The sequence below is a fragment of the Flaviflexus equikiangi genome, assembly GCF_014069875.1.
In the GTDB taxonomy this organism is placed as follows: domain Bacteria; phylum Actinomycetota; class Actinomycetes; order Actinomycetales; family Actinomycetaceae; genus Flaviflexus; species Flaviflexus equikiangi.
This window is the reverse complement of sequence record NZ_CP059676.1, coordinates 1,183,775-1,196,451: the sequence shown is the minus strand read 5'-3', so window position 1 is coordinate 1,196,451 and position 12,677 is coordinate 1,183,775. Positions and strand designations below refer to the sequence as shown.

General features: G+C 64.4%; 11 protein-coding genes. 7 read left to right on the top strand and 4 right to left on the bottom strand.

The genetic code is table 11. The features are described 5' to 3' along the window. Window positions 1-13: 13 nt before the first annotated feature. Window positions 14-1,414, top strand: coding sequence for a mycothione reductase (locus H2O75_RS05595; protein WP_182169416.1), 1,401 nt, complete (start codon window positions 14-16; stop codon window positions 1,412-1,414). A 108-nt stretch (window positions 1,415-1,522) separates the two neighbouring features. Here H2O75_RS05595 and H2O75_RS05590 read toward each other — a convergent pair whose 3' ends face one another. Together H2O75_RS05590 and ald are read right to left on the bottom strand one after the other, a co-directional pair. Continuing rightward, the gene (locus H2O75_RS05590) at window positions 1,523-2,425 is read right to left on the bottom strand and encodes an NAD(P)-dependent oxidoreductase (RefSeq protein WP_182169414.1); all 903 of its coding nucleotides are present in this window, start codon (window positions 2,423-2,425) and stop codon (window positions 1,523-1,525) included. A gap of 59 nt (window positions 2,426-2,484) precedes the next feature. Next, window positions 2,485-3,609, bottom strand: a complete 1,125-nt coding sequence (gene ald / locus H2O75_RS05585; protein WP_182169411.1) for an alanine dehydrogenase — start codon at window positions 3,607-3,609, stop codon at window positions 2,485-2,487. A gap of 124 nt (window positions 3,610-3,733) precedes the next feature. On the opposite strand from ald, the gene pepN reads away from it, so the two are divergent. From pepN to H2O75_RS05565, 4 genes are all read left to right on the top strand, one after another. Continuing rightward, entirely contained in the window at window positions 3,734-6,169 is a 2,436-nt protein-coding gene (pepN, locus tag H2O75_RS05580) for an aminopeptidase N (protein WP_182169408.1), read from the top strand. A gap of 164 nt (window positions 6,170-6,333) precedes the next feature. Beyond that, window positions 6,334-6,777 carry an FHA domain-containing protein gene (locus H2O75_RS05575; protein WP_182169406.1) on the top strand — a complete coding sequence of 148 codons (444 nt, stop codon included), beginning with the start codon at window positions 6,334-6,336 and terminating at the stop codon, window positions 6,775-6,777. Continuing rightward, window positions 6,777-7,535: a transcriptional regulator FtsR gene (ftsR, locus tag H2O75_RS05570; protein WP_182169403.1), complete on the top strand. Its 759-nt coding sequence runs from the start codon at window positions 6,777-6,779 to the stop codon at window positions 7,533-7,535. Before H2O75_RS05575 ends, ftsR begins: the two co-directional genes overlap by 1 nt. 81 nt (window positions 7,536-7,616) lie before the next feature. After that, window positions 7,617-8,189, top strand: a complete 573-nt coding sequence (locus H2O75_RS05565) for a MerR family transcriptional regulator (RefSeq protein WP_182174966.1) — start codon at window positions 7,617-7,619, stop codon at window positions 8,187-8,189. Window positions 8,190-8,265: 76 nt separating this feature from the next. On the opposite strand, the gene H2O75_RS05560 is transcribed toward H2O75_RS05565, so the two are convergent. Then, window positions 8,266-8,907 (bottom strand): TIGR03085 family metal-binding protein, encoded by a 642-nt coding sequence (locus tag H2O75_RS05560; protein ID WP_182169400.1) that lies wholly within the window; start codon window positions 8,905-8,907, stop codon window positions 8,266-8,268. 119 nt (window positions 8,908-9,026) lie between these two features. Continuing rightward, complete coding sequence (locus H2O75_RS05555) at window positions 9,027-9,554, bottom strand: NADPH-dependent FMN reductase (RefSeq protein WP_182169398.1); 528 nt, start codon at window positions 9,552-9,554, stop codon at window positions 9,027-9,029. A 126-nt stretch (window positions 9,555-9,680) separates the two neighbouring features. Here H2O75_RS05555 and tsaA point away from each other — a divergent pair, with 126 nt between their 5' ends. Both tsaA and H2O75_RS05545 read left to right on the top strand, forming a co-directional pair. Beyond that, window positions 9,681-10,385 carry a tRNA (N6-threonylcarbamoyladenosine(37)-N6)-methyltransferase TrmO gene (tsaA, locus tag H2O75_RS05550; RefSeq protein ID WP_182169395.1) on the top strand — a complete coding sequence of 235 codons (705 nt, stop codon included), beginning with the start codon at window positions 9,681-9,683 and terminating at the stop codon, window positions 10,383-10,385. A 70-nt stretch (window positions 10,386-10,455) separates the two neighbouring features. Beyond that, window positions 10,456-12,342 (top strand): heavy metal translocating P-type ATPase, encoded by a 1,887-nt coding sequence (locus H2O75_RS05545; protein WP_182169393.1) that lies wholly within the window; start codon window positions 10,456-10,458, stop codon window positions 12,340-12,342. The last annotated feature ends 335 nt before the right edge of the window (window positions 12,343-12,677 follow it).

The following is a 12,677-nucleotide window of genomic DNA, read 5'->3' as shown; positions in this document are numbered from 1 at the left end:
TTAGGCTGATGACATGACCCATTTTGATCTCCTCATCATCGGAACCGGCTCCGGCAACAGTCTTCCGGGCCCCGAATTCGACGGCCTCTCGATCGCTCTCGTCGAGAAGGGCACTTTCGGCGGAACCTGCCTCAACGTCGGCTGCATCCCGACCAAGATGTTCTCCTACACGGCCGAGATCGCTGGCACTCCCGCGAAGGCTGCCCGCTTCGGGGTGAGCGAAACGCTCGATGGGGTGGACTGGCCCGCGATCAGGGACAGGATCTTCGGCCGCATCGACCCCATCGCCGCCGGGGGAGAGGACTATCGGAAAACCCATGAGGACAATCGTTTCCTCACGGTCTACCAGGGGGTCGGCCGGTTCACCGGCCCGAAGACGATGGTTGTGGCGACAGCCGGCGGAGAGGAGGAGATCACCGCGGACCGGGTCGTTATCGCGGCAGGTGCCCGCCCCAGCCTCCCTCCCATCCCCGGCCTGTCGCAGGCACAGGCATTGACCTCCGATTCGGTCATGAGGATGGAGGAGCTGCCAGCCTCCATGATCATCCTCGGGTCCGGTTTCATCGCGGCTGAGATGGCGCACGTGTTCTCATCCCTCGGTGTTGCCGTCACCGTGCTCGCCCGCTCGAGCGTCCTTCTGCGGGCCCAGGATCACAACATCGCAGAGGCCTACACGACAATCGCCTCGGGCACCTATGACGTGCGCCTGGAATTCTCCACGACAGCGGTGGAGCGGCGCGATGGCAGGGTGATCGTGACCGGTATCCACCGTGATGAGGTCGTGACGATCGAGGCGGACGAGATCCTCGTCGCAACGGGACGCCAGCCCAACTCGGACACCCTTGAGGTCGGTGCCGCTGGAATCGGGACGCATGCGGATGGTCGGGTGCGTGTCGACGACTACCAGCGGGTCCTCGACGAGAGCGGAGCCGTGATCGAGGGTGTATTCGCCCTGGGGGACATTTCATCCCCGTGGCAGCTCAAGCACGTCGCCAACAAGGAGGCGAAGACGGTGCGCCACAATCTGCTCCACCCCGATGACCTCAAGGCAACAGACCACCGGTACGTTCCATCGGCCGTGTTCGGGGATCCGCAGATCGCGACCGTGGGCATGACCGAGGCGCAGGCGAAAGAGAGCGGACTCGACTATGCCGTCGCCAAGCAGGACTATGCTGGCATCGCCTACGGATGGGCGATGGAGAATACGACAGGTTTCGCGAAGATCATCGTCGATCGTGAGACGACACGGATCCTGGGCGCCCACATCATCGGCCCCCACGCCCCCACCCTGATTCAGATCCTCATCCAGGCCATGTCGACCGGCCAGACCGCGAGAGACATCGTCGACACCCAATACTGGATCCACCCCGCCATGCCGGAGCTGATCGAGAACGCACTCCTCCAGGTCGTCTGAACCAACCGAGCACTGGCACAGATGCCGGAAACCGAGCATCGAGACACGCGTGTCTGCGCGACTCATGAGGATGAGCCCCACCGCGGTGGGGCCCATCCTCAGCTGGATCTACCGGCCGAGAACGACGTTGACGAAGGGCTCTCCGGAGATGAAGTTGCCGACCTGCTTGCGGACAAGCCGGTTCATGCGCCGATACATGGCCTGCGTGTTGCCGCCGATATGGGGCGTGATAAGGGTGGCCTTCTCGAACAGCGGATGATCGTTCGGCAGCGGCTCTGGGTCTGTCACGTCGAGCGCGAGACGCAGCCTGTCGGCGTGCGCGACGAGAGCGTCCGTCACGGCCACCTTGCCGCGTGCCACGTTGACGAGGATCGCATTGTCCTTCATGGCTGAGAGGAAGCGATCATCGACCATGTTCTCGGTCGATTCCGTGAGCGGCACGGCCACGACGACAGCATCCGCGGTGGGGAGGAGTTCCGGCAGGTCGGTGAAGGAATAGACGGTGCCGTACATGTCTTCGCGCCCGCGGCGCGCCACTCTGATGACGTTCGTCTCGAAGGGTGCCAGCCGTTGGGCGATGGCGCTACCGACACCGCCGATGCCGACGAGGATGATCGTCGAATCGGCGAGACCAGCCGAATAGTATCCTTCCCACCGGGCCTCGACCTGGGCTTCGCGGGCACGATCGAGATCGCGCGCGGCGTAGAGCAGGGACGCCATGGCGAGTTCAGCGGTTGCTGTTTCATGCACGGAGGCCGCGTTCGCCACGGCAAGACCCTCTGGCAGGTCACGGGGGATCCCGTCATAGCCGATCGAGCCGAGTTGGAGCAGTTTCGCACCGGTCTCTGCCACGCGCTCCACAAGATCGGGAGTGGTGACATGCGGGGCGACAGCGATGTCGATGTGGTCAGCGGGCGGCGGAGTCTTGAAATCCCATTCCAGCACTGTGATACCAGGGATGTTGAGATCGATGGTCCAGTCGGGAGAGATCGCGATGGTTACGTTAGTCACGACTCAAACCTACATGCCGTGCGCGCTTTCGACTACCTCGGCGCGCACACGTCTCGCCGTCAGTCCCGGCCCGCCGCGAGAACCTCGTCCAAGTCCGCGAGCGGGAGGTTGAACGCCTCGGCCACGCCGGGTTCGACAAGCAGACCATTCGCGGCCTGCAGACCGAGAGCCAGGTCCCTCCGCGCCCTCATCGCCTCGAAGGGCCCCTCGGCGAGAAGCTTGATGTAGGGCAGGGTCTGGTCAGTCAACGCGGTCGTGGCGGACACGGGCACCGCCCCCGGCATGTTCCCCACGCAGTAGTACGTCCGCCCCTCCGTGTGATAGATGGGGTCGTGATGGTAGGTGGGTCGAGATCCGACGAAGCAGCCGCCCTGGTCGATCGCGACATCGACGAGCATCACACCGTCCTTGAGCTCGGGAAGGATATCGTGCGTGATGAGCTGGGGGGTACGCGCCCCTGGAATGAGGACCGTGCCGATGATGACATCGGATTCGCGTGCCTCTTCGAGGATGTGGGCGGGGGAGGACGTGTGTGTCCTGATCCGCGTCCCGTACTCGCGGTCGAGTGAGCGCAGCCGCTGCGTGTTGATATCCATGATGGTCACGTCGGCACCCATGCCGACCGCGACCTTCGCGGCATGCGAGCCGACCGTGCCCGCGCCGAGAATAAGAGTACGCACGGGCGGGACGCCCGGAACCCCTCCCATGAGGCGCCCGGGGCCGCCGAAGGGCTTCATGAGGTAGTGTGCCGCCTCCTGGGGTGCGAGACGGCCGGCGATCTCGGACATGGGCATGAGGAGGGGGAGGGAACCATCCTCGAGCTGGACAGTCTCGTAGGCGATCGCGGTTGCTCCCGAGTCGACGACCCGACGGGACAGCTCCTCGTCCGCCGCCAGATGGAGGTAGGTGAAGATCGTCTGTCCCTCGCGCAGGCGATCCAGCTCGGGCCCGATCGGCTCCTTCACCTTGACGATGAGATCGGCACGCTCCCACAGCTCTTCAACGTCGGACACGATCTCGGCACCCGCCGCGGCATAATCCTCATCGAAGCAGCGGGCCCCCGCCCCGGCACCCTCCTCGACGAGCACGGTGTGTCCAGCGGCGACCAGCTCGGCCGCACCAGCATGGGTCAAACCGACGCGCGCCTCATCGTCTTTTATCTCAACCGGGATACCAATGATCATGCTCAACCTTTCTTTTGCTAGGACCATACTAGGGGTGGACGGCTGGGACCGACAGGTTCTTCCCGGACGCCGGGCTGGGACCGGCGTGTGGTAAAGGCAGGGCGGGAGCCTCTAAGATGACACGGTGACTGAGAATCTGAGCAGGGCTGAGGCCGCCGCACGAAGCACCATCACCATCGATTCCTATCTCGTCCAACTCGACGTGAGGGGACCAGAAACGTTCGAGACGGCATCGACGATCGCGTTCTCGTCGGACCTGACAGAGACGTTCGTCGACTTCATCGGTGTCGAGGTGGATTCCGTCGTCGTCAACGGCGAGTCCCGGGCAGTCGAGTGGGATGGTGCCCGCGTCACCCTCACCGGCCTGCAGCGGGACAACGTCGTCACGATCACCGGCCGCGGACGCTACTCCACGTCCGGGGAGGGCCTCCACCGGTTCGTCGATCCCGTCGACGAGTCCGTCTACCTCTACACCCAGTACGAGCCCGCCGACTGCCGGCGGGTGTTCGCCACGATGGAGCAGCCGAACCTCAAAGCGTCCTTCACGTTCCACATCACGGCACCGGCCGAGTGGACCGTGCTCTCCAACACGGAGGCCGTCTCCACGGAGCAGGTCGACGGGGGAGTGCGCCATATCTTCGCGCCGACGCAGAGGATCTCGACCTATCTCACGGCGATCGTCGCGGGCCCCTACTATCGTGTGACCTCGGAACGCGACCCCCGATTCTCGCTCTACTGCCGCAGCACTCTCGCGGAGCACCTCGACCATGAGGAGATCTTCGATATCTCTCTCGCCGGCCTCGAGACGTTCGAGAAGGCCTTCGACTATCCCTACCCGTGGGGCAAGTACGACCAGGTGTTCGTCCCCGAATACAACTTGGGCGCGATGGAGAACCCCGGCCTCGTGACGTTCACGGAAGCATATATCTTCCGCGGGCAGTCGACGAGGGCGCAGCACGCTGGACGCGCCAACACGATCCTGCACGAGATGAGCCACATGTGGTTCGGGGATCTCGTGACACCCATCTGGTGGGATGATCTGTGGCTCAAAGAATCTTTTGCCGAATACATGGGGGCGTGGGCCAGCGTTGCCGCCACCGAGTTCACCGAAGCATGGGTCGCATTCACGGCGCGCCGGAGCGCCTGGGCCTTCCAGAGCGATATGCGGCCGACAACGCACCCGATCGTTGCCGACATCGTCGACCTTGAGGCGGCCGACCAGGCCTTCGACGGCATCACCTACGCGAAGGGCGCTGCCGCTCTGCGCCAGCTCGTCGCCTACGTCGGGGAGGATGCCTTCTTCGCGGGCGCCCGCCTGTACTTCTCCCGCCACGCCTACGGCAACGCCGCTCTCGACGACCTGCTCGCGGCCCTCGAGGAGACCTCGGGACGGGACCTGCGGTCGTGGGCCGAAGAATGGCTGCACACGACGGGCGTGTCGATCCTGCGGGTCGACGGTACGACGATCACCCAGGAGGGGACCGAACCGTCCGGCACTCCCATCCGACGCCCACATCGCATCGGGGTCGGAGGCTACGAGCGCCGCGGAGCAGAGCTCGTCCGCATCGACCAGGCCGTCGTCGAGCTCACCGATTCAGCCACGGTCGACCTCTCTGGGGATGTCATCATCCCGAACGACGAGGCGCACACGTACGCGATCGTCGCCTTCGACGAAGACCAGACAGAGCTCGTCCTCACGAACAGGATCGCCGACCCGCTCGCACGAAGCGTCGTGTGGACGGGACTGTGGGAGGCTGTGCGGGATGCGAGGCTGGACCCGGCACGCTACGTCGAGGCCGTGGGCCGCTTCCACGACGAATCCGATTCCTCCCTCCTGGGACAGATGATCCGCAACTGCGAGTACCTTGTCGAGCACTACGCGGCTGATGTCGATACGGCACGCACGATCTGGCTCGGGATCTGCGACGACTCGTGGCGCAGCGCGGTCGCCGACCAGAACGAGGACCGGATCTACCTGTGGCGCTCGGCTCTCGCCCATGCAGGGGCAACACTTCCCGAGGCCGAAGATCTGCTCCGGGAAGCACTTTCCTCCGTGGTCGGGGATCGGGACGAGCGGTGGAAAATCGTCATCGCCCTCGCCGCGACAGGATCCATGAGCCGGGCGGAGCTCGATGCTGAACTGACGAACGCGACCGAGGCCGACATCGTGGCCCACATGCAGGCGACGGCCTCCCTGCCGGGCAATCGTCGTGCAGCCTATCGGCAGGCACTCGACGAATCGCTGTCAAACGATCGCATATCGGCGCTCCTTGCGGGCGCGACTGCCCGCTACGAGGCGGAGACATACCCGTTCTTCGATATCGCCTGCGAAGTGTGGCGCGAACGAACCCAGGAGATCGCCGAGCGGATCCTCTACGCGCTCTTCCCCTCGGACGAGTCCGGAATTGCGCAGGCCGAGACCTGGCTCGAGACGGTGGGGCCGCGCTCCCCGAGCGCGCTTCGCAAGATCATCATCGACGGTCTCGACTCCCTCGAGCGGGACAAGCGCGTGCGCACCACGTTCCGGGATTCGTCTCGTTTCCTTCCCTCCGAACGCTAATGGTTCCGCGCGGGCTTGTTCCGGCCGGGCCCGCGCAGTATCCTGAATCTTCCGATCGGTCGGTGCCTCAGCGTGGAGGAGGGCCAGACGTTTCCACGAGTCATAGGCATTTCGACCCCGGACGGGATAGTATGTTACAAAGCGATAACAGCGAGGAGGTCGCTATGACGAGCACCGGGAACGATCCCTCTGCAACTTCACAGTTCTCGGCAGTGGCCGGATCGGCGGACACTGGAGAGATCGACGCGCGCCGCGTCGGCATGTCACCGGATGATTACGCCGCCGTGCAGGCATTGCCGCCCTTCTCAGCGCTCCTTCTCGTGCAGAAGGGCCCGAACATGGGGGCACGTTTCCTTCTCGATTCGGAGTCGACGATGGCGGGGAGGCACCCCAAGTCGGACATCTTCCTCGATGACGTGACGGTGTCCCGCCAGCACTGCGAGTTCCTGCGGTACGAGGGCGCCTTCTACGTCCGCGATCACGGCTCGCTCAACGGCACGTACGTCAATCGGGAGCGGATCGATGAGATTGCTCTCGAAACGGGCGACGAGGTGCAGATCGGCAAGTACCGGCTCACCTTCCACGACTCGCCCAACCGCGTCCAGTGATGGCACAAGCCCAACCGCTATCGCACGGGGAGGCCACCGCATGGCCTTTCGACGTCTCGCACGATCCGGTCCTCAAGATCGGTGAAGTCCGGGACATTCTCGGTTCCGAGTTCCCCATGCTCAACCATTCGAAGATCCGCTACTACGAATCCATCGAGCTCGTCGTCCCGCACCGCACGCCCTCGAATCAGCGGCTCTTCTCGCACGCCGATGTCGAGCGGCTGCGCTTCATCCTCACCGAGCAGCGTGACCGCTACCTTCCCCTGACGCAGATCGGCGAGCTCCTTCGCCAGCTCGATGCAGGGGAGGCCGGTGCCGATCACCCTGGCCGCATGAGGGCCGTCGTCGAAGACGACGTGCCTCGGCCGAAGCCGGGCACCCGCCTCAGCAAGCGCGAGGTCTCCGACCTGACTGGCGCCGATCTCGACCAGATCGAGGAGTTTGCACGTCTCGGAGTTGTCGAAGTCGATCCGCGCGGCCGGCTCACGAGCCATGCGGTCGATATCATCCGCTACGCGCTCATGGTCATGGACGCGGGCTTCGATCCGCGCCATGTGCGGGCCGTCAAGAACTCCGCCGGTTCCCACGCGGCGAGCGTGCGCTCGACTCTCGCCCCGCAGCTGGCGAAGCAGTCGCCTGTCGCACGCGAACGCGCCTACGCGCAGGGGAGTGAGATGTCAGCCATTCTCGTCAAGCTCTACCAGGCTCTGCTTGTCGAAAACGTTGAGATAGAGCTGGATTCCTCAACCTCAAGGTGAGCTTGAGGTGCGACACGCCGAATGTTGGCGGGCCGAGGTGATTGACCGAGGATTGCTCGAAGCCTAACGTTAGGGACAGTGATCAAGAATTTGGAGGCCGTGGTGAACGAAGCCGCACAGACGACTTTCGTCCAGCCTTCCCTGTTTGGGGAAACGCCGTTGGATGAGAGCGAAGGCTACCGTGGGCCCATCGCCTGCAAGGCCGTGGGAATAACCTATCGGCAACTCGACTATTGGGACCGCACCGGTCTCGTGTCCCCCTCCATTCGCGGTGCCAAAGGGTCCGGCACCCAGCGGCTCTACTCGTTCCGCGACATCCTCGTCCTCAAGGTCGTCAAGCGCCTCCTCGATACCGGGGTCTCCCTCCAGCAGATCCGCGTCGCCATCAACCAGCTCGGTGCGTACGGCGTCCAGGACCTCTCCGGCATCACCCTCATGTCCGATGGTGCCTCTGTCTATGAATGTACGTCGAACGATGAGGTCATCGACCTGGTCAACGGCGGGCAGGGAGTATTCGGGATCGCGCTCGGCCGCGTGTGGCAGGAGATCGAGTTCTCGCTCTCCGAGCTGCCCACCGAGCGAGCGGAAGAAGAAGCAAGCCTCCGCGTCGTCGACGAGCTCGCACAGCGCCGCGCAGCGAAGCGAATCTCGTAGCGACTTTCAATGGAAGACCGCGGGCCTTGGCCCGCGGTCTTTGTCATCAGCGGCTCGTCACTGCCAGCACTCCGGCTTAGGCGGAGCGCTTCGAGGCGGTGACCTTCTCGATATCGCTCGCGTCTCCGGCAAAGGACACGTCCGCGACGCGGTCGCGCCCGAAGGCGAACAGTGCCAGCTCGACGGGCGCACCGGTGATGGTGACGGTGTTCTTGTGGCGCTTCGTCGCGAGCGCGGTGATGTCTCCGATGCCGGGAGCGTGGAGGACGATCCGGACGGGGGAGGCGGCGAAGAGCATCTGTGCCATGCCCTTGAGATGGGTGAAGATCTCGCGCTGCTCCGCACCCGTCAGCACGCGCCCGAGAACCGGATTCTGGGCGCGACGCAGATCCTCATGGTGGATGACGTATTCGAGCGTGTTCATGGCTCGATCGACAGGGGCGACCTGGAGAGGGGACAACTTCTGCCGGCCGTCGCGGAACGTCGACAGCAGAGTGTCATAGTCCTGGCCGTTGAGTTCCTCGACCTGCTCGCGGGCAGGATCAGCCAAGCCGACCGGCACCTTCGCGAAGAGGCCGACATGCGGATAGATCTCGCGGATGACGAGATGTCGGAGGAGATCCTCCGCCGACCATCCTTCACACAGTGTCGGTGCGTCTGCGCCGACGCGTTCGAAAGTCGTGACGAGCCTCTGGCGTTCAGCGGTAACAAAGTTCATGTCACAACCTTAACCGCTTGCCCTGGAAGAACTCTCGATATTCTCTGAAGCGCTGGCTGTGCCGGATGCGGCTCCTCGAATCGTCGACGAGGGCGGGTGGTCTCCCACCCGCCGACCGCCTAGCCGATCAGCTGCTCGAGCAGGGCTGTCAGCTCGCCCTGGCGGCGCTCCTGCGGGGCGAAGCCCTCATCGCCGAAGTCGGTGAAGAGATTGAGTTCGACCGTTGTGCGGATGTCCCACATGTTGAAGTTGGCGACAACGCCGCGCCACTGTTCGATGGCGCGCACACCGTTGGCCGCACCGTAGGCGACGAATGCGACCTTCTTGTTCTGCCATTCGGGGCCGATCGAATCCACTGCGTTCTTGAACGCGCCGGGGACGCCATGGTTGTACTCGGGCGTGACGAAGATGAACGCATCGCATGCATCGATCGCCCGGCTCCAGTTCGTGACCTCGGCCGAATCGTACTGGCGGTTTGCCATACCCGGCACGGTGGGGGAGGTGAGGAGGGGGACGTTGAAAGACTTGAGATCGATGATCTCGAACTCTGCGCCCTCGTAGCCCTTCGCCGTGTCGAAAACCCACTGTCCGACCTGCTCGCCCGCACGGCCCTCACGAATCGAGCCGATGATGATGCCAACCTTCATAACTGTCCTCTCTGTTCTCGCCCCGCTTGGGACGCACTGAGTCTACCCACCATGTAGTTGAAGCCTCAATTACATGGTGGGAGATGTCGATCACTGAGCGCACCTGGGAGGGCATAAACTGTTGCCATGACACGACAGCCAGCCCTCACCATCGCAACCGTCCGCAGCGATTTCACGGAGAAGTTCGGAATACCGCGACAGTCGGGCCTCGTCTCGTCGACAACGTCCCGCATCGTCTTCGAGCCCGAATTCCGTTCCCCGGATTTCGTCCGCGGCATCGACGGATTCTCGCACCTGTGGCTGATCTGGGAGTTCTCGGCCAACGTGGCGGCGGGATGGTCGGCGACGGTGCGGCCGCCTCGGCTGGGAGGCGATGAGCGGGTGGGAGTGTTCGCCAGCCGTGCACCTTTTAGGCCGAACGCGATGGGACTGTCATCCGTTGAGCTTCTGGGAGTCGAGCTCGACTCCCACGAGGGGCCGGTGCTCACGATCGGGGGAGCGGACCTTCTCGACGGCACTCCCATCCTTGATATCAAGCCCTACGTGCCCACCGATGCTCGCACGCATATTCGCGCCGGCTATCTCGATTCCCGCCCGCGGAATCCTCTCGCCGTCGAGTTCGACTCTGCCGCCGCGGAGAGGATTCCAGAGGCTCAACGACAGACGCTTGTCGAGATCCTCTCCCATGATCCCCGCCCCGCCTACCAGGCGGATCCGGGACGTGTGTACGGAATGACGTATGCCGGGCACGACGTGAAGTTCACGGTCGAGGGGGAGACGCTCACTGTGACCGAGATCAGGGATCTGCCGGCGCCTGACAGTTCTGTTTAGGGCTCTGACCTGGGCATAGGCTAGCCTGCCCTTCGTTGAAATGGCGCGCTGTCCGGTTCACACTGGGGGTATGAGCACCGTCCTGCGTTTCTGCCGCCACTATCCGATGGTGGTCTTCGTCCTGTCCACCGCCGCCGTCGGACTCGCATTCGAGCTCTCCGGGCCCGCAGGCACGACACGCTGGCTCGTCTCCGCCGCGGCTCTCAGCATCGCCGCAACCCAGTTCAAGGGCATGGTGGACTCCCTGCGGGCGGGAAGCTTCGGCATCGATATCTTGGCAGTCACCGCAATCGTCTCCACCGTCGCTGTCGGGGAGTACTGGGCAGCGCTCGTCGTCTGCCTCATGCTGACGGGCGGGGAGGCGCTCGAGGACTATGCGTCGGCGCGTGCCGGGGCCGAGCTGACGAGTCTTCTCGAGTCGGCGCCGACGAGCGCTTTCCGCCTCGATGAGGACGGGGAGGCCGCCTCCGTCGACATCTCCGATGTTGCGATCGGGGACAGGCTGCTGGTCCGCCCGCACGACACGATACCGGTGGACTCCAGGCTCGAATCCGAACGCGCGGTACTCGACGAGAGCTCTCTCACGGGGGAGTCGTTACCTGTCGAGCACGCCCGCGGGGACCTCCTCCTGTCGGGTTCCCTCAACGGGTCGACGACGATCGAGATCACTGCCGTCGCCGACGCGGCCGGCTCTCAGTTCCAGCGCATCATCGCCCTCGTGGACGAGGCGCGCGACTCGAAGGCACCATTCGTGCGCCTTGCCGACAGGGTTGCCGTTCCCTTCACCCTCATCGCCTTTCTCATTGCGGGCGCGGCCTGGGCCGTGTCCGGGGACCCGATGAGGTTCGCGCAGGTACTCGTCGTCGCAACACCCTGCCCTCTCATCATCGCCGCCCCCGTCGCCTTCATGGCAGGCATGTCCCGAGCCGCACGCGGCGGCATGATCGTCAAGAACGCGGGCACTCTCGAACAGGTGTCGAAGGTTGCCACGGTCGCCTTCGACAAGACGGGAACCCTGACGCGGGGCGTGCCGCAGGTCAGTGCCGTGGTCGCCATGGCCGACATGTCAGAGCATGATGTCCTCCGGCTGGCAGCGTCCGCCGAGCTCTATTCCACTCATCCCCTCGGGGAAGCCATCGTCGCCCACGCCCGCACCATCGGCGATGTTCCCTCACCGACAGCGGCGGAGGAGATCCCGGCACAGGGCGTTGTCGCTGTCGTCGACGGCATCGAGATCAGGGTGGGGAAACGCGCCTTCGTGGCCGAGCCCGGACTCGAGATCGTGCCGCAATCGGATGCTGGGCACACAACCATCTGGGTGGGGCACGACAATCGCCTCATCGGCCGTATCGATCTCTCTGACCCTATCCGCGAGGAGACGGCCGATACCCTCTCGGCGGTCCACGACGCTGGGGTCACGGTCGCGATGCTGACGGGAGATGCTCCCGAGACTGCGCACCGCGTGGGCGAAACACTCGGAATCGATGACGTACGAGCTGGCCTCCTGCCGGAGGACAAGGTCTCCGCGATCACGGCCATGACGAAGCGTCCGGTCATGATGGTCGGCGACGGCGTCAACGATGCTCCCGTCCTGGCGGTCTCCGACGTCGGCGTCGCCATGGGCGCACGAGGGTCGACGGCCGCCGTGGAATCGGCCGATGTGGTGGTCATGCAGGACGACCTTTTCCGCATCCCCCGTCTCATCCTTCTCGGCCAGCGCACGATGAGGATCGCCTGGCAGGCCATTCTCATCGGTGTCGGCATGTCGATCGTTCTCATGCTGATCGGAGCCACGGGATTCATGCCCGCATTCGTCGGCGCATGGATGCAGGAGCTCGTCGATCTCGCCTGCATCCTCTGGGCCCTCCTGGCAGCCCGTCCCTCCCGCCAGGAGCGTGAGCTCACGGAGCGAATGCTCCGCGCCGAATCGACAACCGCCGTCGAATCGGTCGTTTAGGCCCGGTATTGTGCCAGATCGCGCCCCTAGAGTAGAGGTATGACGAATCCTCATGACCATGGGTCAACCGGCTCGCCCGCAGGCGACGACCAGCGCTTCTCACCGCCGTCCGGGGCCCCTTCGGACCAGCCCCGCGAATCGGAGGGACTGACCCACCCCGGCAGCGGCGACGAGTTCACGCGGCCCTCGGGCCAGTTCCTCCATCTCGCAGATCCGCGAACAGACGATGGCTACCATCATCTCGACTCGGGTCGGCCTCCCGGTGGTGGTCCTGAGCACTGGCAGCAGAGCGTGCCGCAGCAGTACGGGCAGGTGCCCGGCTACGCGCCTGCCCA

Bases quoted from the DNA above. Each gene is read 5' to 3' on its own strand.
- tsaA (WP_182169395.1), top strand. From the start codon at position 9,681: ATGACACGACAGCCAGCCCTCACCATCGCAACCGTCCGCAGCGATTTC.
- ald (WP_182169411.1), bottom strand. From the start codon at position 3,609: ATGATCATTGGTATCCCGGTTGAGATAAAAGACGATGAGGCGCGCGTC.
- H2O75_RS05595 (WP_182169416.1), top strand. From the start codon at position 14: ATGACCCATTTTGATCTCCTCATCATCGGAACCGGCTCCGGCAACAGT.
- ftsR (WP_182169403.1), top strand. From the start codon at position 6,777: ATGGCACAAGCCCAACCGCTATCGCACGGGGAGGCCACCGCATGGCCT.
- H2O75_RS05545 (WP_182169393.1), top strand. From the start codon at position 10,456: ATGAGCACCGTCCTGCGTTTCTGCCGCCACTATCCGATGGTGGTCTTC.
- H2O75_RS05575 (WP_182169406.1), top strand. From the start codon at position 6,334: ATGACGAGCACCGGGAACGATCCCTCTGCAACTTCACAGTTCTCGGCA.
- H2O75_RS05560 (WP_182169400.1), bottom strand. From the start codon at position 8,907: ATGAACTTTGTTACCGCTGAACGCCAGAGGCTCGTCACGACTTTCGAA.
- H2O75_RS05555 (WP_182169398.1), bottom strand. From the start codon at position 9,554: ATGAAGGTTGGCATCATCATCGGCTCGATTCGTGAGGGCCGTGCGGGC.